Origin of the sequence: Marivirga aurantiaca (assembly GCF_016679925.1) — a bacterium.
In the GTDB taxonomy this organism is placed as follows: Bacteria; Bacteroidota; Bacteroidia; order Cytophagales; family Cyclobacteriaceae; genus Marivirga; species Marivirga aurantiaca.
Window position 1 is genome coordinate 1,239,475 of record NZ_JAEQBW010000001.1, and the last position, 25,260, is coordinate 1,264,734.

20 protein-coding genes are annotated in these 25,260 nt (G+C 35.9%); 4 read left to right on the plus strand and 16 right to left on the minus strand.

The genetic code is table 11. The features are described from left to right. Positions 1–133: 133 nt before the first annotated feature. From JKA74_RS05105 to JKA74_RS05130, 6 genes are all read right to left on the minus strand, one after another. The gene (locus JKA74_RS05105; protein ID WP_201430068.1) at positions 134–526 is read right to left on the minus strand and encodes an acyl-CoA thioesterase; all 393 of its coding nucleotides are present in this window, start codon (positions 524–526) and stop codon (positions 134–136) included. Between the two features lie 674 nt (positions 527–1,200). After that, positions 1,201–2,166: a deoxyhypusine synthase family protein gene (locus tag JKA74_RS05110; protein WP_201430069.1), complete on the minus strand. Its 966-nt coding sequence runs from the start codon at positions 2,164–2,166 to the stop codon at positions 1,201–1,203. Positions 2,167–2,346: 180 nt separating this feature from the next. After that, entirely contained in the window at positions 2,347–2,985 is a 639-nt protein-coding gene (locus JKA74_RS05115) for a TetR/AcrR family transcriptional regulator (protein ID WP_201430070.1), read from the minus strand. A gap of 13 nt (positions 2,986–2,998) precedes the next feature. Next, complete coding sequence (locus tag JKA74_RS05120) at positions 2,999–4,588, minus strand: OmpA family protein (RefSeq protein ID WP_201430071.1); 1,590 nt, start codon at positions 4,586–4,588, stop codon at positions 2,999–3,001. A 432-nt stretch (positions 4,589–5,020) separates the two neighbouring features. Further along, complete coding sequence (locus tag JKA74_RS05125; protein WP_201430072.1) at positions 5,021–5,848, minus strand: universal stress protein; 828 nt, start codon at positions 5,846–5,848, stop codon at positions 5,021–5,023. 41 nt (positions 5,849–5,889) lie between these two features. Further along, positions 5,890–6,504, minus strand: coding sequence for a DNA-3-methyladenine glycosylase (locus tag JKA74_RS05130; RefSeq protein WP_201430073.1), 615 nt, complete (start codon positions 6,502–6,504; stop codon positions 5,890–5,892). 63 nt (positions 6,505–6,567) lie between these two features. On the opposite strand from JKA74_RS05130, the gene JKA74_RS05135 reads away from it, so the two are divergent. Further along, positions 6,568–7,440, plus strand: a complete 873-nt coding sequence (locus tag JKA74_RS05135; protein ID WP_201430074.1) for a DUF2911 domain-containing protein — start codon at positions 6,568–6,570, stop codon at positions 7,438–7,440. Between the two features lie 58 nt (positions 7,441–7,498). Here the strand turns inward: JKA74_RS05135 and JKA74_RS05140 are convergent, their stop codons facing one another. The 5 genes from JKA74_RS05140 to JKA74_RS05160 form a co-directional block, all read right to left on the minus strand. After that, a complete protein-coding gene (locus JKA74_RS05140) occupies positions 7,499–9,241 on the minus strand; it encodes an OmpA family protein (protein ID WP_201430075.1) in 1,743 nt (580 codons plus the stop codon). A 62-nt stretch (positions 9,242–9,303) separates the two neighbouring features. Then, positions 9,304–10,983 carry a sodium:solute symporter gene (locus tag JKA74_RS05145; RefSeq protein WP_201430076.1) on the minus strand — a complete coding sequence of 560 codons (1,680 nt, stop codon included), beginning with the start codon at positions 10,981–10,983 and terminating at the stop codon, positions 9,304–9,306. A 297-nt stretch (positions 10,984–11,280) separates the two neighbouring features. Then, the gene (gene hflC / locus JKA74_RS05150; protein WP_201430077.1) at positions 11,281–12,222 is read right to left on the minus strand and encodes a protease modulator HflC; all 942 of its coding nucleotides are present in this window, start codon (positions 12,220–12,222) and stop codon (positions 11,281–11,283) included. 29 nt (positions 12,223–12,251) lie between these two features. Further along, positions 12,252–13,238 carry an FtsH protease activity modulator HflK gene (hflK, locus tag JKA74_RS05155; protein WP_201430078.1) on the minus strand — a complete coding sequence of 329 codons (987 nt, stop codon included), beginning with the start codon at positions 13,236–13,238 and terminating at the stop codon, positions 12,252–12,254. 62 nt (positions 13,239–13,300) lie between these two features. Beyond that, entirely contained in the window at positions 13,301–14,761 is a 1,461-nt protein-coding gene (locus tag JKA74_RS05160; protein WP_201430079.1) for a M20/M25/M40 family metallo-hydrolase, read from the minus strand. Positions 14,762–14,852: 91 nt separating this feature from the next. On the opposite strand from JKA74_RS05160, the gene JKA74_RS05165 reads away from it, so the two are divergent. Next, positions 14,853–15,281, plus strand: coding sequence for a nucleoside deaminase (locus JKA74_RS05165; protein WP_201430080.1), 429 nt, complete (start codon positions 14,853–14,855; stop codon positions 15,279–15,281). 96 nt (positions 15,282–15,377) lie between these two features. Here JKA74_RS05165 and JKA74_RS05170 read toward each other — a convergent pair whose 3' ends face one another. Both JKA74_RS05170 and JKA74_RS05175 read right to left on the minus strand, forming a co-directional pair. Continuing rightward, on the minus strand, positions 15,378–17,360 hold the full coding sequence (locus JKA74_RS05170; protein WP_201430081.1) for a TonB-dependent receptor plug domain-containing protein: 1,983 nt from the start codon (positions 17,358–17,360) through the stop codon (positions 15,378–15,380). A 363-nt stretch (positions 17,361–17,723) separates the two neighbouring features. After that, positions 17,724–18,989: an NAD(P)/FAD-dependent oxidoreductase gene (locus tag JKA74_RS05175; RefSeq protein WP_201430082.1), complete on the minus strand. Its 1,266-nt coding sequence runs from the start codon at positions 18,987–18,989 to the stop codon at positions 17,724–17,726. 239 nt (positions 18,990–19,228) lie between these two features. Here JKA74_RS05175 and JKA74_RS05180 point away from each other — a divergent pair, with 239 nt between their 5' ends. Next, complete coding sequence (locus tag JKA74_RS05180) at positions 19,229–19,867, plus strand: DUF2459 domain-containing protein (protein ID WP_201430083.1); 639 nt, start codon at positions 19,229–19,231, stop codon at positions 19,865–19,867. A 236-nt stretch (positions 19,868–20,103) separates the two neighbouring features. Continuing rightward, a complete protein-coding gene (locus JKA74_RS05185; RefSeq protein ID WP_201430084.1) occupies positions 20,104–20,769 on the plus strand; it encodes a hypothetical protein in 666 nt (221 codons plus the stop codon). A gap of 62 nt (positions 20,770–20,831) precedes the next feature. On the opposite strand, the gene JKA74_RS05190 is transcribed toward JKA74_RS05185, so the two are convergent. The 3 genes from JKA74_RS05190 to JKA74_RS05200 all read right to left on the minus strand — a co-directional run bounded on the left by JKA74_RS05190 (position 20,832) and on the right by JKA74_RS05200 (position 25,234). After that, positions 20,832–21,824: an alpha/beta hydrolase gene (locus JKA74_RS05190; RefSeq protein ID WP_201430085.1), complete on the minus strand. Its 993-nt coding sequence runs from the start codon at positions 21,822–21,824 to the stop codon at positions 20,832–20,834. Between the two features lie 271 nt (positions 21,825–22,095). Then, on the minus strand, positions 22,096–22,545 hold the full coding sequence (locus JKA74_RS05195) for a MarR family winged helix-turn-helix transcriptional regulator (RefSeq protein WP_201430086.1): 450 nt from the start codon (positions 22,543–22,545) through the stop codon (positions 22,096–22,098). A 184-nt stretch (positions 22,546–22,729) separates the two neighbouring features. Next, entirely contained in the window at positions 22,730–25,234 is a 2,505-nt protein-coding gene (locus JKA74_RS05200; RefSeq protein WP_201430087.1) for a PIG-L family deacetylase, read from the minus strand. Positions 25,235–25,260 lie beyond the last annotated feature (26 nt).

Consider the following 25,260-nt stretch of genomic DNA (forward strand, 5'->3'; position numbering starts at 1 on the left):
TGTAGGTTTATTGTTATCCATTAAGATTACCATTCATGCAATGGAATTGTTTCAATTCTTTAATATCATTTAAACAAAAGTGCGTATTAATGACTGAATCAGATTAAGCAACAGTAAATAATAAAGGAACATATCACAGAAACAACTCTTTCAGGTCATGAGGAATACGCTTTGGTCTTTTGCTGTTGGCATCCAGTAAACACCAGATAGTTTTTGCTCTTGCTTTTATTTGTCCTGACTCCTTTGTTGATATAATTGTCCAACGTTCGGATTTTACACCCTCCATCTTTTTTACATAAGTTTCAGCCATAATCTGTTCTCCGGGCTTTATTTCCTTTAAATAATCGATTTCATGCCGTATGGCCACCCAAAGATAATCAGATAATTGTATAGAACCTGATAAATGATGCCAATGAGCTTCAGCAATATCCTGTACCCATTGCAAATAAACCACATTGTTTACATGGCCCATTTGATCATAATCGGTTTCCTTTATTTCGATGGATTTTTTAAAACTTTTGCTCATTGCCGCAATTTTTGCCTGACAATGTTAACAGCTTGGCAGCTAAAATAAAAACTAATGAGCCAAAATGGTGCTAAACGATTGTAAATAGATAATCCCGGTAAATTATCTTCTCATCATCCTGAAAGGGAACATCAAGATCGACTCTATTAAAGAGAATGAGAAGTTGATAGCAAAGCCCAAAAGGCGAAAAGGCAGTGCCAATAGCCAAATAAATGGATATAATAAAATTAGAATAATGGCTAATGGCCAGCAAAGAACAAACAACACACACCACAATATAAAACTGATAAAGAAACTCATAGAATTTTTTTTAGGTTCCAAACCCAAAAACTGTTCCAATACTATTTGAGCCTGTTTGAGCCCAATAGAATAGTTTTTCGTTCCGGTTCTGAACAGCTACTTGTTCATTAGCGGACAATAGGGATCAACCAATAATTCCTAGGAGTAGTATTGATGCGTACTTCATTATAAGTTATACAAAAAACTCGAGTCAAAAACTCTCAATTATTGAAAATCCGTAGAGTTCCGCAGGACTCTAAGGATAGGCGAAGATTTTCTTTGAAGTTCGGTTTCTAACCACGAAGACTGTATAATGGTTATAAAATAAAAAAGCACCGAAGTTACTCTCACTTCGGTGCTTAATCAATCCACAGATATTTACCTTTGAAAGGTTATTATTTCTCCAAAATAATAGCAAACATCAATGGCGCCACAATAGTAGCATCGGACTCTACAATAAACTTTGGTGTTTTAATATCCAGTTTACCCCAGGTAATTTTCTCGTTTGGCACAGCGCCTGAATACGAGCCATAACTGGTAGTAGAATCAGATATCTGGCAGAAATAGCTCCAGAAAGGAACATCAGTGTACTCTAAATCCTGATACAGCATCGGTACCACACAAATAGGAAAATCTCCTGCAATGCCCCCTCCTATTTGAAAAAAGCCTACTCCGTCTGTTCCTGCATTTTTTTTGTACCAATCAGCAAGGAAAGTCATGTATTCAATACCTGATTTCATAGTAGAAGGCTTTAATTCTCCTTTTACACAGTAACTGGCAAAAATATTACCCATGGTACTATCTTCCCAACCAGGCACAACCATTGGTAGGTTTTTTTCAGCTGCGGCCAACATCCAGCTGTCTTTAGGATCAATTTCGTAATATTGTTCTAATACACCCGATTGAATCATTTTATACATGAATTCATGCGGGAAATATCTTTCTCCTTTATCTTCAGCATCTTTCCATATTTGAAAAACATGTTTTTGTAAACGCCTGAAAGCTTCTTCTTCAGGTATGCAGGTATCAGTCACACGGTTTAATCCTTTTTCCAAAAGTTCCCATTCCTGCTCAGGAGTTAAATCCCTGTAATTAGGAACTCTTCTATAGTGTGAATGTGCCACAAGATTCATCAAATCTTCTTCAAGGTTGGCTCCTGTACAGCTGATAATCTGGACTTTATCCTTCCTGATCATTTCGGCTACTGAAATACCCAACTCTGCAGTGGACATAGCACCAGCCAACGTTATCATCATTTTCTTTCCTGATTCCACGTGAGCCTTATATGCCTCTGCTGCGTCTATTAAAGCGGCTGCATTAAAATGTCTGTAATTATGTTTTAAAAATTTAGTAATTTCCATATTGTGTTATTTATTGCAAAAATAAAGAAAAAAACAGGAAGGTAATAACTTGGGTTCGATTAATCTCCCATCATTCCATGATTGCCTATTTCATCAATCTAGTGGTTATTTTTGCCGTTTGGCAAAGACAGAAAGTCCGGGAATATTTATGAGTGATACATCAACAGAAACTGTTGAACTTTAAAATGTTTCCATCACCGCAGATACATTTTTCTTAAGCAAAGCCTTAACGGGTAATTGTTTCATTTTGGCCACCAGAATTGAGCCATAGGTAATGGTGAGCAGCATTCTTACCATGTCGCTTACATCAGAACTTCTCGTAATTTCGGTCTTGAAAATAGCCTCTAATAAGTGCTTTTCCAATAAGCGGTCAAAAGCAAGTACTTCAAAATCCTTTATGTTTTCATTTTTAGGATACAGAAGTAGCTTTTCTGCTTTTTTAATGCTAATTGGTTTCAATACAGTTCCTGTAACTGCATGATATTTAATCAAATGAAGAATCATAGAGCTATACTTTTCACAAAGCTCTCCATAACGCTCGAAAATAAAATTAACAGCTTTCAGCCCTTCTAATGATTTGTCCTTGATTTTAATGGAAGTTTCAAATGCCCACACTCTCAGGCAGTAGAGCAATACATCCTCTTTTTGAGGGAAATACCTGAAAAAAGTGACTTTGGAAATACCCACCTTTTTACAAATATCCATTACATGAATATCACTGAAATTTTGTTGGAGCAGTAATTCCTTTGTATAGGACAGTATCAATAGTTTTAACTTAGCTGCTTTACGATCTCTTACTGTCAACTCATCTTTTGCCATCTGGTATGGGATTCTAATTCTTTGTGATGGTAAATTCAACTCTTCTGTTTAATCTTCGGGTGGCTTCTGATTTATTACTGGCAATAGGTCGGGCGCCTCCATATCCCTTACTGCTAAGCCTGTTGGACTCAACTCCATGAGATATTAGATATTCCTTAATTACATCTGAACGTTCCTGTGATAATTTCACATTCAATTTAGAGCTCCCTGTATTATCGGTATGGCCTGATAATTCTATTTCAACACTTTTATTTTTTTTCAGCATTGCCGCCACTCTATCCAATTCTTCATAGGAACTTTCCTGCATTTCCGATGTGCCTCGCTTAAAAAGCACACTCTTTAGCTGTATAGTCGTTCCTTTTTCTAATTTAATTAGCTCCAGAGATATAGTGTCATTAGCAGAAATAGTATCTGTCTTAATAGTCCTTACCTCATTTAAATAGCCATCAGTGTTAATATCAACAGTATAGATGGAATCTTTGTACAACCTGGTTTTATAGCTTGAACCAGCGGCCAATAGCATTTCAGAAAATGAACTTTTCTTCATTTCATTCACACCTTTCACCAATAGTTGAGGGGACAATAAATTTCCCGTAAAGCCATCTCTTACTTCAAAATACACTTCAATTTTATTTACTGCTGGATTTTTGGTATCAGTGGAAAGCTTGTAAGGTACAATTGGTTTTGTGGAAGCCGTCATGCTTTCTTCCAGTTCCTTTTCCAATTCAATGTCAGCAGGTTTCTGCACTTTCAATATATCTCCAAGTCCCACACTATTGACGGTATTCACCAAAATGGCATCCTCCGTATCCGCAATTAACTTGAAATACCAGTCTGCTCCTTCGGTATTGATTTCAGTAATATTCTGGGGCTTAGTCCAGCTAGCCCAGGTAGCATCTTCTCTTTTGGAATAAAACACATCACGACTCCCTTTTCCTCCAAGCCCATTGGAACTGAAAAACAAAGTTTTATTATCGCTGGCCAGGTAAGGAGTTAATTCCTGTGCAGCCGTGTTGATATCAGATCCCAGATTACGCAACTCTGTCCACTGATTTACTTTTTTACGGAATGTATAATAAATATCTTCATTGCCCTGCCCACCAAATCCTTCAAGGCTTAGCACCATTATTTTACCATCTTTTGAAAGACTACCTGATAAGTGGTCGGATTTATTCTTAAAATAAGGAATATCAATAGGTTTTGGCTCACTCCAACCCTCACCTATTTTACGGGAAAATGACACCCCACCTTTTCTGGGATTTTCGTAGTTTCCTACAACATACATTATTGTTCCATCAGATGTTATACCTATAACAGCATTATAATAACTGTTATTAAGTGGTCCTGGTACTCTGGAAGGCACTGACCATTCCCCATCAATATTTTTGCTTTGCCAAATGTCTCCTAAATCCCTTTCTCCTCCTGAATTTTCCTGATGATTCATTTTCGTGAAGTAAAGAATATCTCCTCCAGGTGCAATAACCGGAGCTACATCATCATAAATGCTTGATAAAGAATCAATTATACGTGCTTCATGAATGTTCTGACTATGCAGAACATTGGTGAACAGTAAAAGACATGAGATGATAAATAGATTTTTCATTGTTTAAAAAGCCTTTAAGAGCCATTTAACTTAAATATATTCGTTAATATAAAAACAGACAACCCCTATTATATGTAAAACTTACGTGAAAAATTGAGAACAAATATATGTTTATTTTACAATTGAAACCGGTCTTCTGTAGAGTTTATACAACACTTCCACTTTCAAATACGGGTTAAAAGTATTAAAGTAATACAATATATGCAAACATATTATTCATTAATAATCAGTATTTTATGAAAAAACGACATACTTTGATTAGTATAATAAAATCTCCACGAGCCATTAAAATTCCATATATTCTTTTTCCACTATTTTATCCTTTTTCCGTGAAATTGGTACAAGTACACTCAATACATAAGAAAATAAATTAATTGTTTCAGATAAAGATCCCTCAACATATCCACCTCCGGAAACTTCCCTTTTGAGAATTTATTCTTTGTAGATAAGCACGGGATGAGAACTTAAATAAGATATCTCCCTTGAAACGCTGGAACTGATCAGGTTATCAAGAAAATTCCTTTTCCTCTTAAACAAAACAAGCAAATCACCATGTTGCTCCTTAACAAACTCCTCAATTCCATGGCTGATATCATTTTTATACTCTTTCAAATAATAACTCACTCTATCATAGCCTAAAAAGCTATCGAGGTCACTTTTGAAAGCTTCATAGGTATTTTCACTCATTACATTTTTTGAATGGCTGATATGTACAAACCTGATTCGACTGTGGAACGGAAAAACAAAACTCACAAGCCTTTGCATGATCAACTTATCACTTTCAGAATAGTCAGAGGCATAAACTACAGATTTTAATCCATTAAAGGTGGTTTGAATAGGAACTGTAATCACAGGGGTTTTGCTTTCTTTTACTGTACGCATCGTACGGCTGCCTATAATGGTGCTCTCATTGTAGCCGTTCCCCATAGTTCCCATCACTATGTAATCAAAATCATTATTATCAGCATAGCTGGCAATGGTTTTATCTACTCCCCCGATTGCCATATTATATTCACATTTAACTTGAAAAGCATTCTCTGTTTCTTCTGCCAAAACTTTTAATTTCTGCGCAGCATGCTCTTTCATGGAGTTAAAACTTGCCGGATCATCTTTATCCTTGATCGCTTTGGAAAATTCATGTTCAGTGAAAATATAAAGAAGGGTAATATAGCCTTTTTTTATTTGTAACAAATTAGCAGCATATTCCAATGCGTTTAAAGAATATTCGGAAAAATCTACGGGGCATAATATTCTATCCATATCATTATCTTTTGATCAATTTAATTAAAAAATCTTTCCCTTTAATATTTACTTACTGATTTATTTCCTTTGATATAAAATCGCCACATTCGCTCAGCATCTTCTTCTGCATAGTCGATACCAATTCTTTTATCAATGATAATATCCTTCTCAGTAAGTAAAAGATCAGTTTTTTCAATCCAGATTTTGGAACTACTCACCAGGTCTTCTTCATTCATGAATCGACCGATACCAAGCGCATTTGTTAACTTACCCGGACCGGCTGTCATTTTAGTGATCGGGCCTTTTTGTTTTCTCCTTTCAGTCATATAATTAATACCTTCCAGAGGTTCAATAGCCCTTATCAATACCGCATCCGCTTTACCATCAATATTTGTCACTACGTTGAACAAATGATGAATTCCATAGCATAGGTACACATATGCAGTACCTCCTTTTTTATACATAGTGGAAGTTCGTTTTGTAAACCTACCTGCATATGCATGACACGCCTTATCATTCTCACCACAATAAGCTTCTGTTTCTGTAATTATTCCGGCAGTTAATACTCCATCAATTCGGGTACAAATTTTCTTACCCAACAGTTCTTTGGCAATCTGTACGACATCATCTCTTTTATAGAAAGAAATGGATAATCTTTTAGCAGAATAAGTCATTAAAAAATTATAAATTTACTCCTGTAATAAATACTAATCATTATTTAACAAAACTAAAAAACTATGAAAAAAGTATATTTGATTGCTGGCTTGTTTGCCTTTTTAATGGCTTCTCAAGTAGTAAATGCCCAAATTAACACACCACAACCATCTGCAAAAGCCAAAGTAGAAACTACTGTAGGATTAACCGATATCACTATCAGTTATTTCAGACCGAGTGTAAAAGGCCGTGCTATCTTTGGAGAAGGTGATGATTTCTTGCAACCTTTTGGAGAAATGTGGAGAGCAGGTGCCAATAGTGGTTCTGTATTGAAGTTGAACACTGATGCTAAAATTGCCGGTAAGGAAGTGAAAGCAGGTGAATATTTAATTTTAATGACTCCCGGTAAAGATACGTGGGAATTTAAATTGTACTCTGATTTATCTATGGGTGGCAATTTAGGTGCCTTTAAAGCTGAAAATGAGGTTCTATCCGCCCCCATAAAGGCTGAAATGTTAAGCAAGCCGGTCGAGACTCTTTCTTTCCAGATATCTGATATCAATAAAGAAAACACTCAGGCCAACATTCATTTTGCTTGGGAGAACTACTCATTGAAAGTACCTGTAGAGGTTTCTTATGACGAAATAGTAATGGCTGAAATAGAAAAGAACACTAAGGTAAATCCTTCCAACTATATTTCTGCAGCAAATTATTATTTCAATACCGGAAAAGATTTAAATCAAGCATTAGCTTGGGTAAATAGCTATTTGGCTGAAGGAAAAAATGACCAACAGTTTTGGCATTTATATTTGAAAGCTCAAATATTGGCCAAACTTGGCAATAATAAGGAAGCCAAAAAGGTTGCTGAAAAGTCAATAGAGTTGGCCAAGGCCTATGAAGGTGGTGATTTTGGATACATCAAAAGAAATGAAGATTTGATTGCTGGTTTGAAATAACATCTGCAAAAAAATATTTAAAATCCCATTTTTACTTTACTGTAAGAATGGGATTTTTTTATTCATCAAATTTGGAGAGATCCATAATTTTCACCTCAGCTCTTCTGGTTTTATTCTCCATGCCGGTAAGTATACCAAATCCCCGTGCAGCCAGCCGATCCTCTTCTACTCCATTTTTCTTAAAGAATTCCATTACAGCCTGTGCCCTTTTGTTGGAGAGCTCAAAGTTGTATTTAGGATTTCCATCAGAAGATGAAAAAGCAGATATCTGCACACCAAGATTTTGATGACCTTTTAGAAATTTGGCCATATCCAAAAGTTTCTTTTCAAATTCAGGCAATATTTCCGATGAATTGATTTCATAATACACTTGATAAGCAGATATATTGAGAACAGAATCGATTAATTCTTTAACTCTTAAATCTTCATCATCAATAAAGTTATTTTCCTTCTTTTTCAACTCAACTATACGCGATTTTGCTGTTTCACCTAAATTACCGGTATATTTTACCATATAAATATCAGTAAAACCCTGGCCTTCTTCTCTCACAGAAGCCAAATATCCTCTTTTACCATCCGATGTAGGATTAAAGTAGACTTCATCATCCACTGTATTAACCGGATATCCCAAATTTTCCGGCTTAAGCCATTTTTCAGTTTTTACATCATATGTTGTTTTTAACACATCAAACCCACCAAATCCTTTGTGTCCTTTGCTACTGAAATAGATAGTAATGCCATCATCGGCCATATATGGGCCATCTTCATCATATTTTGTATTGATTTCCGGCCCCATATTAAAGGGGCGCTTCCATTCCCCATCTTCCTTATAACATCCATAAATATCAAAGCCACCATAACCCCCGGGTCTGTTAGAAGCAAATAAGAGAAATTCACCATCGGCACTAATATTGACAGACTGCTCGGAAAACCCTGCTGAATTAATCCGTCCCGGTATAGGTTTTGGCTTGGACCATTCTCCGTTTTCATTCTCTTCTGAATAAAATATATCTCCATTGCCCACATCAGAATATATATAAAGGGTTTTTCCGTCTCTGGAGAGGTATAGGTTGGAATCGTGATACTCTGTATTGATGTTGGTGCCAATATTTTGAGCCTTTTGCCATGTAATCCCCTTTCTTTTAGAGATATAAATATCCTCAAAATAGAAATTGTCTTTATCTACATTTTCATTGGTATTGTCTTCCTGCCTTCTGGAAGTAAATATCATCACAGATTCATCTTCATTGAGTACCGGGGCATAATCAGGCCAGGCGGAATTAATGTTTTCCCCAACATTTTCTATGGTATAAAGAGATGGTGAATTGATAATTTCCATACCATTCTTGCATTCCTGAATACGCTCGTTCACATCTGTAGTACTTGTTACATCCCTCCCACGATAGCTTCTATTAGCTAATAATCGCTTTTTATAAGCTTCAAAATATTTCAACGCAACATCAAATTCCAGTCCGTACTGATAGCCTCGGCCAATTAAATAGTCAATATTGAATTTATATTTCGGATCGAGTCTGTCTACTCTTTCGAAGTATTTTGTAGAATAGTCGCGGTTAACAGTTTCAAGATAAAGCCTGCCAGCCATATAGTTGGCTCTCACATTATTGGTATCTGCTTCCACTGCCTGTACATAGATCTCTTTGGCAATTTCAATAGCATCCTTGGCTTCAGCATAAACCTGATCAGCCTGGTCCATGTAAATTTTTGATAATTCAGGATCCTGACCCAGAGCCTTGCCTACCAACAATACCAGATATACTAACAATGAGGTTTTTCTTGTCATAATTATAAATAATTAAGAAAAATACAACTACACAACGAAAACACCAAATGTTTTACCCCTCATTAATTTTGATTTTTAACCAGTTGGATAAAGCCTGATATTGCCATAACAGCTCCGCAACCTATTACATTGAACCACAAATAGGCAAGGTCAGTATAAAAGTAAAAATAAAGAACAATGGCCTGTGCAATTAATGCTGCCACAAATACAGCATTCCCTTTGATCCACTTTAGAAAAAAGCCGACCAGGAATATTCCTAAAATGGTACCATAAAAGATAGAACCCAAAATATTGACTGCCTGAATTAAATTATCCAGAAGTCCGGCAAAAGTGGCGAAAAATACCGCTACCAGTCCCCAAAAGAGAGTAAATAACTTAGAAGCTATTAAATAATGTCTTTCGCTACCGTCCTTCTTGATATTTCTTTTATATATATCTATAATAGTGGTGGAAGCGAGTGCATTTAGCTCTGATGCTGTTGAAGACATAGCTGCTGAGAATATAACAGCCAGCAACAAACCAATAATCCCTGCCGGTAAGTATTTCATTACAAAACTAATGAAAACGTAATCTGTATCTGTAGTTTCAATATTGGGATTGGCACTTTTGATGACTGCTTTAGCTTCATCACGTAAGACTTCTTCTTTTCCCTGAATGGTCTTGATCTCAGTTTTCAATTGGTCAATTTCATGATCCTGATCCGATATGGCCAATAACTCCATCTTTTCTTTCTTCTGTATAAAAAGATCGGAATAAGCAGTTTCTATTGATTCATATTTGTCACTGTTGACCGGATCGGCATGTACTAATTCCAATGCTGCTTCATTAAAAAATACCGGAGGCTGATTGAATTGGTAAAATACGAATACCATGGCTCCAATGAAAAGAATGATAAATTGCATGGGTATTTTAAGCAAACCATTGAACATTAAACCTAACCTGCTTTCTGTTAAGGTTTTCCCGGATAAATATCGTGCTACCTGAGACTGATCTGTCCCAAAATAAGAAAGTGCAACAAAAAGCCCTCCCAGTAGGCCTGTCCATAAGGTATACCTATTGTCAAAATCCACGTCAGTGTTAATCAAATCCAGCTTGCCCAAATGGCCCGCCAAATTAGTTGCCTCTACAAAGCCAATATGATCCGGTAGTAGCTTTACCACAAATATTCCTGCCACTATCATTCCCCCCATCATTACGATCATTTGATGCTTTTGTGTTTGGCTCACCGCCTTGGTACCACCGCTAACAGTATAAATAATCACCAGCACTCCTATCACTAAATTGGTGTAAAAGAGAGGCCACCCTAATATGGATGATAAAATAATTGCCGGGGCATAAATGGTAATACCCGCTGCCAGACCTCTTTGGATGAGAAAAAGAAAAGCACCTAAAATCCGGGTTTGTAAATTAAACCGCCCCTCCAAGTATTCATAAGCAGTGTAAATTTTCAACTTATAGTAAATGGGTAAAATCCAGATGCTGATAATCACCATTGCAATGGGCAGACCAAAATAAAACTGGATAAACCCCATTCCATCCTGATAGGCTTGCCCGGGAGTGGAAAGAAAGGTAATAGCCGAGGCCTGTGTAGCCATAATGGACAAACCAATGGTCCACCATTTCATGCTATTCTCTCCTTTTAAATAAGAATTGATATCCTTGCTACCACGAGATTTGTAAACCCCGTAACTTACAATCAGTATTAATGTGCCAAATAATACAACCCAATCTATTGTGCTCATGCGTAATACTGGGTTATACCATAAAAAATCAGGATCAGGCTAACCAATACTGCCAGTACCAGAAAATAAAAGTTATTCCAACTTCCCAATATAGGTGGTTTGTTATTGTCGAGCTCATTTCCATCGTCCATAACCGAAAAATAAGGTAATTTTCATTAAGTAAAAAATGGAATGTGGTAAGAGGGAATGATTATCAGTGATTAAACAATTTTTAGAAGGAAACTTATATTGACCAAAAAAATAGCCATCCGACTTATATCCGGATGGCTATTGATGAAAAAAAATAATCAATTTAAATTATTGACTACTTTTCAGATACTTATATAATTCGCTATCAGTGGAAAGTATGACTGTGGTTTCAGAATTGAAAGTTTTTTGGAAAGTTTCCATGGACTTCAAAAAGGTATATAAATTCCTTGACTGAAGGTTTTTATCATAAGCATTAGCATAGATAGATGCAGCTTCCGCATCAGCCCTACCCTTTATTTCTTCCGCTTTTCTGAAAGCTTCAGACTGAATAGTTTTTAATTCTCTTTCTTTTTCACCGTTAATACGAGAAGCTTCACCCTGACCTTCTGATCGAAATTTGTCAGCAATTCTGTAACGCTCACTTTTCATTCTTTCATAAACCTGCGTCCTTACTTCTTCCACATAATTAATACGCTTAAACCTAAAATCCAGAATAGCTATACCCAAATCCTGGGCTTGCAAGCTTGCAGATCTTTGGATGTATTCCTGAATACTGTCTCTTCCTACATAAATTTGTACCAGGCTATCTTCCACAATCTCACTAATCGCACCACTTGAAATAGGAGTTCTGTTACTCGTTCTCACTGTTTCTTCCAAATAGTTTTTAGCAATGAAATCCCTGGTTTCACCATCCAAAATATCATCTAACCTGGACTGAGCACCTCTTTCATTCGTCAAACGTTTGTAAAATTGTAAAGGGTCGGTGATTTGCCACCTGGCATAAGTATCAACAAAGATGAATTTTTTATCTTTTGTAGGCACTTGATTGGGATCACCATCCCATTCCAAGTAACGCTTATCAAAAAAGTTGGCCTTTTGAATAAAAGGAATTTTAAACTGAATACCGGCTTCTGTTACTGCTTCACCAACTGGTCTTCCAAATTGAGTGATTACAACTTGCTCTTCTTCATTTACTATATAAAAAGATTGTGCTATAACTACTATAATAACAACAGCGGCTATTAATAGTGTGATTGTATTTTTCTTCATAATATTTTTATTATCAATTTATTCGCCTTTTATTGATTTCCTTTAGCAGTTTGTGAAGTCATTTGCAACAAAGGCAAAACATTGCTTCCCTTTTCGTCCATAATGATTTTATCTCCTAATTTCGGAATTACTTCCTGCATAGTCTCAAGATAAATCCTGCTCTTAGTTACCTGTGGGGCTTTTATATACTCGGTATAAAGTTGATTAAAACGTGCTACCTGACCTTTGGAATTATTCACACGTTCGGTCGCATAACCTTCTGCCTTTTGGATGGTTTCTTCCGCTTGACCTGCAGCCTTCGGAATTACCTTGTTGTATTCAGATTTCGCCTGGTTGATCAAGGTTTCCTTTTCCTGTTGAGCTTCATTTACTGCGTTAAATGCAGATCTTACCGGTTCCGGAGGTGTTACATCTTGCAGCACTACCTGTTCGATCCGAAGACCTAATTCATATTCATTGGACAATTCCTGAATAAGGATTTTCAGTTTACCTGCTATTTCAGATCTACCTACTGTCAACACTTCATTTACAGTACGGTCACCCACAATTTGTCTCATACCTGATTCAGAAATATCACGTAAAGTATTTTCCGGATCCCTCACTTTAAAGAGGTAATTGTAGGGTAGGTCAATTCTATATTGCACTACCCATTCTACATCCGCCAAATTCAGATCACCTGTAAGCATTAAAGATTCATCTTCAGCACCACGCTTACTAAAGGTGGACTGTATTCCCGCACTTGTAGTTCTAAACCCAAACTCTTGTTTCTGTTGCCTTTCAACTGGTACCTTTATCACACTTTCAGCAAAAGGCATTTTAAAATTCAAGCCTGATTCCACTGTGCGGTTGTATTTACCCAAGCGGGTAATCACTCCTACTTCTTCAGCCCCTACTTGAAAAAAGGTGCTGATAATAGCCACCAATACCACGACTACTATTACAATTAGCCTGATGTTTTTTACTATTTTCTGGAAAGACTCTTTAGCCTTGTCTCCATCAAAATCAAAATCTGCCATACAATTATTTACTTTTGTTTATTATTATCTGAATTTATTTTTTTATTCACCCGACAAGACGATTATTCTCCCCATCTCCATTCATTGCCCAACTCAAGTTCTTCACGTAAGCCCTGGTCAATCATAAACTTTTTAGTTTGTTCAAAGGTAAGAGATTGTGCGGGAATAGTATCAGTATTTGCCAATTCCAATAAAAACATGCTACCAAACCTCACAGTATTTTTCAAGTGGGACTCATTTACCAATTCAAAATCATCACCATTGGAATGATAGAAATCGTAAACTTTTCTATCCAACTGTCCCACAAGACCTACTACTGGTACACCTTCCATCATAAAACTTTGATGATCACTATGTAATCCTGCCCTATTGGCATTTTCGTTAGCATAAGTACTGTCCACTGCCTGAATTTTGTCTCCGATATTTTCAAAAAGATTCATCATTTCCTCTCTGCCCGAAGCATTATAACCTTTTGGATTACCGCTCATGTCTATATTCATCATGTAGCGCACGTTTTGTAAGGTATTAGATTTTTTTAATTGTGCAACCATTGCTTTGGAGCCTAAAAGCCCCTGTTCCTCACCCATGAACATTACAAACTGAATATTTCTCTTTGGCTGGATATCCAATGCTTTAAAAGTACGCGCCATATCCAGAATGGCGGCAATACCAATACCATTATCAATTGCACCTGTTGATAAATCCCAGCTGTCTAAATGGCCTCCTACAAGAATATTTTCATTTTTCAGCTCAGAGCCTTCTAATGTAGCAATTACATTTCTGGATTTGATCATATCGCTATTGTTCTTCATAGTAATATGAGCATTTAATTTCTCACCTTCTTTTAACTCTGATTTAAGCTCAATTCCTTTTTCGTAGGTAATACATACTGCAGGAATATCAATTAACTTGCCTGTAACCGAGGCAGTACCGGTAAGCAAAACACCGCCCGGCACTTGATTAATGATCATGATGCCTTTTGCACCATACTCAATAGCCAATGCGGTTTTTTCTGATCGATGGATATTGTTTAATCCTTCCTCACTATCAGGAAGAAGCCCAATATACACTAAAGCTATTTTGTCTTTTACCTGTTCTTTGTTGGCTTCAAAATCAGCTCTTAAACCATTTCCAACGTCCAATATTTCTGCTGTTACATCAACAGATACAGGTGAATGCCCCAGAGAAACCACTTCAGGAATTTCTTCTTCATTCACTGAAAGGCTTACAGTATCCCGTGACCATGCCTCTACCTCAAATTCATGGAATTGAACATTGTCAAAACCATAGGATTTAAAGAGATCATATGTATACTGCTCTGCTTTTTTTCCATTTTCAGAACCAGTGAGTCTGTGGCCTATATCAGTGGTAATCTTTTCAAGGTTAGAGTAAGCCTGACTGTTATTCAACACTTCCTGATTAATTCTCGTTAAATCATTTTCCTGATCTTCCTTTGCCGGATTGCAAGAATAGATGAAGAAGGAACAGACTAAAATGTAAATTAGTTTTTTTGTTATTTTCATTGATACAATTGATAATATTTGAGAAATAAAGTTAACAAAATCTAGGTATAAAAAATCATATATTTGAAAGAAGTCATTAATCAATATTTAAATGGAGGAATCGCATGAATTTTGGATGAAAATGGCCATTGATTTGGCTCGGGAAAGTAAAACTCCGTTCGGATCTGTAATTGTTGATAATGAAGGACAGTTTGTTGGGGCCTATAACACTGCAATACATGATGGTGCTATAGCTCATGCTGAAATAAATGCGTTAAGGAAAATAGACAAATTGGATTATAACCATCCGGAGGATTTAATAATTTATAGCACAGTGGAACCTTGTCCTATGTGTATGTCAGCAATCATTTGGACGGAAATCGGGCAGGTAGTATACGGAGCGGATATTCCATTTGCCTCTACTTATTGCAAACAAATCAATTTACGCGCACAGGAGGTAGCAAATACCAGTACTTTGGACACTATTATTATGGGAGGCATTTTGAAAGAAGATTGTGAATCCTTATTTAAATTGAAATGACATTCTATCTTTTGTTGAAAAAAAAGTAGCCCCACTGTCAGTAGGACTACCATTAGGTAATTGAAAAAAGATAGATAATTAATTTTTCAACCTTGTTTACCAATTAGTTTTAAATGACATACGAACCATTAACTCTCTGCCCATTCCTGGGAGAGGTAAATGACCTCCGTCATATGGCTGTATAAATTTCATTTTTCGATCCAGTACATCGTATACCCCTATTCCAATATCTATTCTATCTTTCCATAGATTCCTGTAATTAAAGAATAAATTCAAAAACAGATCGGAATCAACTGCTCCAAAAGTAGTATCTCCATTCCCATCAAGGCCTGTAACAGTATAGCGCTTTCCATATAAATTAAATGATGGGTTTATACTGAAATTATTGCCGATTTTGAAGTTACTGTAGAGGTTTAGCCTGTGGTTAGGCATCCCCAGCAATGAAGCGTCCTCGTCAGGAATATTATATAAAGGCACTTCATTTTTATTATTAGAGGAATAAAAAGAATAGTTTATGTTGATATATCCCCACTTGTCCTTGTATTTGGATTCGATATCAAATCCACGTGTTCCGGTTTCAGGGAAATTTTCATAACCCTCCCCTCCTTCTTCATCAAGAAAATAAACAATAGGATCTTTGATTGTAATATCAAAAAGGTTAGCAACCAATATCATTTTCGGTGAGACCTGGAACCCTAGTTCAAATTCAAAAACCTGGGTTCGTTCAGGTGCAATTGTTCCATCAAAGCTAAGATTGATGTTTTCTATTGCTGGTGCGCGAAAAGACTGGTTATATAAAAATTTAGTATGTAATTTACCCCATGTTTTAGTAACTCCCAATCGAGGAGAAAGGGCTCCTCCGAATTCACTATGCTCATCATAACGAAGACCAAGAGTTAAATTAGCCAAATTTGAGATGAATCTTGTTTGTGCAAACACAGCTGTATTAAAATAATCTACTTCACTCTCTCCAGGGCCAAAATAATCTGTTCCCCCACTAATGTCTTTTGCTACATCGGAATAAACCTCGAAACCAGCTTGCATATTAATATTTTCAGTAAACTGTATATTGGAGGTTACGTTTCCTCGTGTTCTACTTGCAGATATTTCATATAACCAATCTTCTGAATCAGAAACTCTCCAGGGTTTTTGATTCTTAACTTCAAGTCTGGGGATAATACTGATTTTTTCACTTAACTTATATTCATATTTTAACTCCCCATATACACTTTTAAAAGACATAGAATAGGGGGCATTTTCTTCAATTTCACCATACCAGTTTAATGAAGTGGTTTCATACCCATCATAAATCAACTTCAGACTAAGATCCTTATATTTCATTTTAGTACTGAGAAGTGTAGGATCCAATCTATTCTGGTCAGTAAGACTTGCCCTTACACCATTAATATCTTCAAATACACTTTCAGATCTATTCCCCTGACCAATAAAGCCGTTGACTACATATTCAAAATCACCTAGTTTATCACCAGTAGTAAGGCTAAGGTTTCTACGTGCGAAGGTCTTCTCCCCTGTTCCATAGGTTCCTGTAGCACTTAACCCGTTTACTTCTTCACCATGTTTGGTGATAATATTAATTACTCCTAATTCAGCAAATCCACCATATATACTTGAACCGGGGCCTCTTATTATTTCAATTTTACTGATATTGCTTACATTAAAGTGGTTTCCCAATGGAGTAGTAGCAAACAATGTTTCGTTCATCTCAATACCATCCATTAGAATCAGGATTTTACCCTCAAAGCCCCAATTACCACGCAAACCAAATCCAACAGTGCCTTGAACATCTTTTCCAAGAGATACTCCAGGAATCATATTGAGGACATCCATCAAATCCCTTGCTCCCATATTGGCAATTTCTCTTTCTGTAATTACACTTATAATCCCGGGAGATTCTCTTTGTGTGAGTTGCGTATTAGAAGCAACAGAAACTGAAATATTCATTAGTTCTTCTAAAGATAAAATATCAAAGTCATCCTCACTCTCTTGGGCATATGAACAGATTAAAGGGACGAATAGAAAGAAGAGTAATAATTTGGTAGTTAGGTAGTGTAGTTTCATAGGTTAGAAGTTTAATGTTTTCAGATTATGACTGTTATTTCTGAATGTACAAAATTAAATTTCATAACTATACCCATTCACCAAACTAATATACAATTGTAAAGACTAATCGCGTATTATATTTTGAACGCTTAGAACTAAGGATTTGAAAATATTGAATATATTTTAACCTATTCAAAGATTAAATATGATTATTAGTTAATAAAGTGATAAAACCTCTTAAAAAAAGGAAATTAACAAATGTAAGGATTTGCACTATTTTAAGGTAGGTGTGCTCGAAAAAATGATACAATGCACCAGAATAAAATCAAAATCTAATTTGAATCTCTAGAAACAGGGAATTCATGAGATACAATTGAATTTTCAACTTCTGAAGCCTTTTCCTTTGGTATCTTCATAAACGGCTTGGGCGGCCATTCTGCCTGACAACATAGCTGCGTTAATAGAACCATTTAACAAATAATCTCCAGCTAAATAGATTCCTTGTTGAATTTTAGTTGAAGAAGGTTTCATGCTGTATTGAAAATCATCTATTACAGGCAGTGCATTGGAAATGAAATAAGTTTTTATATGTTTTAAATTTGCCTGAGCAAGTTCCGGCATAAGTTCTTTTAATTCAATCATTACCTTATGCTGTAGTTCCTCCATCTTAAGTCCCTGATTATTATTTACTGAAACCGAAAAAAGATTCTTGCCTTCAGGAGCGTAGGAAGCAGCAGTATTGTTCATCAGGCAAAAGTTATTGATTAATGATTGTTTTTTGACCACCAAACCAATTAGTGCGTTTCCTATTGGATTTACGTCAGACTCAAAATAGAGATTAGTGACGGTTTGCTGTCCCTCAAATTGTCCGGCCACCTGAGGCATTAAGTCTTCCGGATTAGTCGCAATAATAATGGCATTTGCTATCATTTTCTCTCCACTTTCAAGCTCAACCCTATTATATCCTACTTTAGTTACTTTCTGATTGTACAAAATATTTGTTTGTGATAATTGATTGGCCAGCATTTTGGGTATAGCACCCATACCTTCTGCAGGAATTGCGGCATAACCCTCACTAAACATTTTCATTACAAACTCAAGCATTCTACTGGAAGTGTTTAACTCATTTTCAAGGAATATTCCCCCGAAAAATGGCTGAAAAAATTGTTCAATGATACCGTCACTAAAACCTTTATGCTTTAGGAGTTCCATAGCAGTATGATCCTTCTTTGCGAAAATTTTCTCAACACTTTGTTTTCTTAATGCGCGGGTCCATTTAAAAATTTTAATCTTATCGGAAAAAGTCCCTATTGGGGAAAGTAACATTTCTATGGCTCTTGTAGGTTGCCTTAACGGATCGCTGAATCGGAATGACTGCCCCTCCATAAAAATCAATGCTCCCGGATCAAAATAATTTAGCTGCAATTGATCAAAATCCAAATATCTTTTTGCTTCCGGATAAGCCGTCAATAATACCTGAAAACCATGATCCAATAAAAAACCGGAAACTACATCTGTCTTCACTCTACCACCTACCCTGTCACTTGCCTCCAAAATTGTTGGTTTAAAACCTGCTTTTTCCAATTCAATAGCAGCTACCAGGCCGGCCAAACCTGCACCAACAATAATGATTTTTTCCTCTTGCATAAAATATTAGATTTTGAACCCTGAAAATTAATTTGAATAATTGAGAGTTGAAAGGGAATAACGAAAGGATACTGACTTAGTTATTCAGGACTATCCATCAATTTTCAATTATTTGAATACTCAACAAACCAGACTTAAAGGCCGAATGTTCAGGTATATCCATTTTTGGTATTAAGAGTTTATATAAGAACAGGTATTTAAAATATTCCTGATGCCGAAAAACCTCAATTATATATCAGATGAAATTAAATACGTTTTCTCTACTTCTCTTATCAATGTTGGCTTGTTCTCATCAGGAAACTGAATTAACTGAAGAGGGTAAAGTAATTTATGTGGTAAGCCAGGGATGGCATACAGGTTTAATTGTTTCTTCCACTTGCCTCGAAGGTATAAGCTGGCCGGATGAATATGATTTCAGTAAATTCAACTTTCTCCTGGTAGGTTGGGGAGATAAGGACTATTATCAACATTCTGACTTTAATCTTTGGTATGGTATCAAAGCCGCTTTATGGCCTACAGCTTCTGTATTGCAAGTGGCGGGAATTAATGACATCCAAGGTGCGGAAAGAATAACAGATGAAATTATTCCAATATCCATAAGTAATGAAGGCTATGAAAATCTGTGCCTTTTTCTATATGAAAATTTCGAACTTGAAAATGATACTTTGGCAATTCCAGGAGAGAAAGGTTTTAGTTTGAACAGTAGGTTCTTCATGGGTAATCAGAAATATTACCTAACTAAAAACTCCAATGTATGGACAGCCATTGCTCTTAAAGAAGCAGGACTAGATATAAATCCTTATTCATATCAGACAAAAGAAATGGTTTTAAAAATGGCCAAAAAGAAGAGCAATGTCAGAAAGAAAGAGGAGAAATAATTAATCAGCATTCAAATACTTTTCAATTGACATAAGAGGCAGACCGATCCTATTCTCTATTGAAAATTCATAGAATTTAATCAGTGTTGAAGAATTTTTTAACCCCTATAATAGCTTATATAAACCTGAAACAATAAATACATTAGTCCGTAATCTTAAGATAGAGGAGTCAACTTACAAAGGATATTGCTCTAGTTTTTTTATAATCCTCATTTTTTGACCTAAATAAAATCACAATGAAACATTTTCATAAATCACTCTTTTTTGTATTAGGAATATTTCTACTAATGGTAAGTTGTGGGCCCACCACCAGAGTTACCGGCTCATGGACTAATCCTGAGGTACCTCAACAAAGAAAATACAGTGATATTCTAGTCACTGCCATGATTGACAATGTAAATGTCAGACAGTCAATTGAAAGTGAACTAAAAAATGAATTGAGTAATGAGGGAGTGAAAGTAACTCGTGGATTTGACCTTTTTCCACCAAGTTTACGTGATGAAAAAATGGGCAGTAAAGAAGACCTTTTAGATGCCATCGGACAAAATGGTTTTGATGGTATATTAACAGTCGCCCTCATTGATAAGGAAACAGAAACCCGCTATATACCAGGAACTTATATATATGCACCAATCAGCCGATTTGGTTATTACGGTAATTTCTGGGGATACTACAATCATTGGTACCCTCAGGTATATGACAGGGGATATTATGCGGAAGACAAGCGGTATTTTCTAGAAACCAATTTGTATGATGCAGATTCAGAAAGACTCATTTGGTCTGCCCAATCAGAAACTGTCAATCCAAAATCAATATTAAGCTTTTCAACAGAGTTTGCTGAAATGATAAAAAACAACTTGAAAGAAGAAAACCTATTGGGGAGAGGAACCACTGAGATGTAATAGAAAAATATTACAATTGCGAAGAATTATTCAATGATAGCAATTCAGATGCTTACCCAATTCTAGTTCAATTCTTTTAAAAAAGCCCAAGAGCTATCCTGAACAGAGCGCCAATCCTTAGAGCGAAGAGAAGATGCGATCACATGATCTCCTGTTTCAGGAAAAGCTATTTTCTTTTTATTGTTTGAGTTGAGTTGAGCAAACATTTCATTCATTGCCTCAACAGAAACCACATTATCCTGTTCAGTTTCATTTTTATAGTAGTAAGCTAAAAAAACAGGACAATCAATGGCGTTGAATGTTTCATTACGCATAGTAATATCGATCATTGAGAACAAGGAATAATAACCATCTACATGATAAAAAGTAGACCAATAGGCCGCTACAGAATCAGGCCTTTCAGTGGTGGAAATCTCTCCTCCTAATGTCCATTTCGTGATTTGTTTGCCCCATGGCCCAATTACAAGCTCTGCATTTTTATTGTCCCTTAACTCTATGTAAGGAGAGTAAAGAATCAGGGCATGTACTTTTTCAGGAAACTGCGAAGCCATGTATAATGCCTGAGCACCACCAGTAGAAGTACCCATTAGTATTACCTTTTCTCCTAATTGTTGGCCTATAGCTAAAGCTTCCAAAGCAGATTGCATATATTTCTCGGCCGTAATACCTTCAAAAGCATTTTCAGCTACTAATCCATGTCCCTTAAGGCGTGCCAAATATAAGTTGGCATCCAGGCTATCTGCAAGGTTTAAATTGACAGGAAAACCTTCTTTATGACTGGCACCAAAACCATGCAGATAGACCAGTGCGTATTCTGTTTTTGATGGTGTTGAATCCTGCCAAACAATCCTGGCTTCATTATCAGGTTTAATTTCACCTGCCATAATTTCTTTTGCCTGAACCCACTCATCCAATTTGTTTAAATCAGTTTCTACTGTAGGTATATCTTCTGAAAATTCCGGTTCCTTTATTTTAGGGCCCATTAAAAATACGGCTATTAAAATAATAATCAGAGAAAGGATAACCAGAATAATTTTTTTATATAAGCTTTTCATATCAGGAAATCAGGTTTTATCAGCCAGTATTTTTATGCTAATATAAGTATTTGTATTAGTTCAATACAATTATTTTGAAAAAATGGGAGTTACCTTTTGTGTTGGTTATATCGATTGAATTATTTTAATTATTGCACAAAAAAAACATCTTGCTACGCCTATTTTTTTTAGCGAAACAAGATGTTTATTGGATTTTGAAGCAATTATATGAGATCAGGTGTATTTGTTGATTTTCAACACTCAATCCCTGATATTTGATTCTATATAAATTTTAACCTCTAATTTTATCAAGTACTGAATTGACCATCTCGGCATCCTTTTCTGAAAGGATCAATCTACTATCGTGAAATTCATTTAATTCAGGCTCAATTGCTTTTAAAAGCTTCTGCCCTTTTTCAGTAATAGTAACATCTACCTGGCGTCTGTCATACAAACAGGTGGATCTTTCCGCATAGTTTTTATCTACTAATTTGTCAACCAATCGTGAAGCGTTTGACATTTTATCCAACATCCTTTCCTGAATAGAAGAAACAGTAAGGGGTTCCGGGTATTTACCCCGCAGAATTCTCAAAACATTATATTGAGGAGAAGTGATTTTATGTCTTTTGAATATTTTATGCTGTATAGAAGACATCCAGTTAGCTGTATAAATTACATTTAATATTGCTTTCTGCTTTTCATTTACAAATTTTAATTGTTTGATTTCTTCTTCTAATTTCATTTGAATCAAATTTAGTGTAGTGATATTTAAAATTTACATATCTTAAAGTAAATGGGATTGGTAATGGATCCTATTAGCCTTCCAGATTTGTTTTCACATTATACACGAAAGTATGTAAATTGTTTATATTTCTATTCAAGTAATCGACTAACGCCTATAAATACTTGATGAAGATGTACTTTTCCTATTTTTTTGGAACAGGTGCTACCAAATTAGCGAAAATACGATATGCCCCGGGCACACCAGCTGGAAGTTCACGGAAAAAACTTAAGCCGGTATAAACAAACTTTCCTTTACCATACTTAGCTGTTAAAACGGATCCCGTCAAAGGAGCTTCACCAGGATCACTGCCTTTTAAAATAGTCTGATAATTACTATCCCAATTAGCCGGGAAATAAAGGCCACGTTCCTGAATCCAATCTTCAAAATCTATCTTTTGTATTTTATTTGGATAATTTAATAACTGATGATTTGGATTGAGGAATTCAAGCTCGGCCTCTTCCACAGTAATTCGATCCCTGGAAATTTGCAATGGATAAGGCCAAAAATCTTTCTCAGGCAAACTATAACTTGTATTATACTGAACAAGATATGTGCCGCCTAGTTCCATATAAGTAAATAATTTTTTATAATTATCTTGTAAGGCTTCATTAGTATTGTAGGCACGTATGCCTGCAACTATAGCATCATATTGCTTTAATTCCTTAATAGAGGCCGTAGCAATATTGATGGTTTCCACCTCATAGCCCATCGCTCTTAAGGCTTCTTTCACACCATCTCCTGCCCCTTCTATATATCCTATTTTTTTACCTACGATTTGAATATCAGAAAGCACCAATTTGGATTGTGCTTTATTTAATATTACCTGATGCGGAATATGATCATACTGAATTTCAGTAAGGTGTTGGTCTATGATAGTCCCATTATCCAAAACTACTTCGGCTTTTAAGGAATATTGGCCAAGATTTACACCACTTCTCAACCTGATATTGAAACTAACTTCTTCATTTTTATCAAGTAAAGAAAAGTCCATTAATTTAGCACTCACCACTTCCCATGAATCTGGCAATTCTAATTGTAATTCTCCTGAAACCTCATTTTTTAATGCTTTTACCTTTATGGTCAGGTCTTTTTCCTGCTTCTCTTTTGTAAATATTACTACTTCTTCTGAAAAACTGATGGATACAGCAGGTACTATATAGAATGGCTGGATAACCTCTCCTTTAATTCTATCGGTATGTTTATGCATCAGGGGAGATGAAATTTCCATTTCCTGTCCATTAATTGTTAAAGTAATAGTTGCAGAGATAGTAGGTTTGTTCTCTGGATGACCTATTTTTAACTGATCATCTACCTGGTACATTCCATTTGCGGCACCCTTTTCCAACCAATAAGGATTAGAGTAGGATTGATCTTTGCTGATCATTACAGGCAGATTTAGATGAAGCACCTCATTATTGGCCAATTCTTGATTGTAGCTTTTGGAAAAAGAGACTTCGGCTATTTCAATTCTTTTTAATTCAATCTCAGCCTCAGATCTATTCACTAATTCCATATTTACAGATAAACTATCCGAAGGAGAGGCATAGTTTTGAGCATGATGCAAAAGGTGATAGAAACCACTACACTTTAAAATTAACTGATCTATCTGGGAAAGCTTATTTTTTCTTACGGCACTTGCTGGCAATTGGTCAATTAGATCTCTTAATTGAAGTAAATCCGTTATAATGTCAGCCGGATTTTCTGCTGAATATTTAGACAAAATCTGTTCGATTGTGGAGCTGATTTTATTTCCATTTTCGAATTCATCCCAATTCGTTGATATCCCATCAAAAAGAGCGTTATTCTTTCCTTTCCCTTCCCACTGTTCCAGGTATTCGATCTCCTCGCCTCGTACCCCTGAAGAGCCAAAAGCCTGAGATTTGTGTTGACTTCTGCTTAGGGCAGCAATTTCCGTGTAGGACAAACCAAGCACAGAACTATACTCGCCTACATTTACCAAAGTATAATCATCCTCTGAAAACTCTTTATCTCCTCTGAAAAACCATGAAGAAGTATTCCAGTACAATTTTTTCGTTTCCCAGGTTTTTACATACTCAAGTTGTCCGGGGAAAATTTCAGGATTAGCTGCCTTATGAAAAGCTTCTCTTGCCAAAATAGCCGAGGCAGTATGATGACCATGGGTACTTCCGGGTGTTTCATTAAATCGTGTAATAATAATATCAGGTTGGAAATTACGAATTACCCACACCACATCGGATAACACTTTTTCCCTGTTCCATTTATTAAAAGTTTCATCAGGATGTTTCGAATAACCAAAATCATTAGCACGTGTAAAAAACTGATTTCCTCCATCAATTCTTCTTGCCGCCAATAATTCCTGCGTACGGATAAGTCCCAGTCCTTCACTTAATTCAGGTCCAATTACATTTTGACCACCATCGCCTCGTGTTAACGATAAATAAGCTGTTTCAAATTTTCTCCCTTTGGATAAGTAGCTAATGAGACGTGTATTTTCATCATCCGGATGGGCAGCTATATAAAGTACGCGGGCAGTATGTCTGAGCTTTTGAAGGTCATGCAAAACTTCAGTAGAAGAATTTCCTTGCTGATATTGAGCAAAGTTATGATGAACAAAAAGGAAAGAGGCTAATATTAGTAGTTGTAATCGTATAATGTATTTATTCATGTGTATATAATTTGGTTTTAATGGTC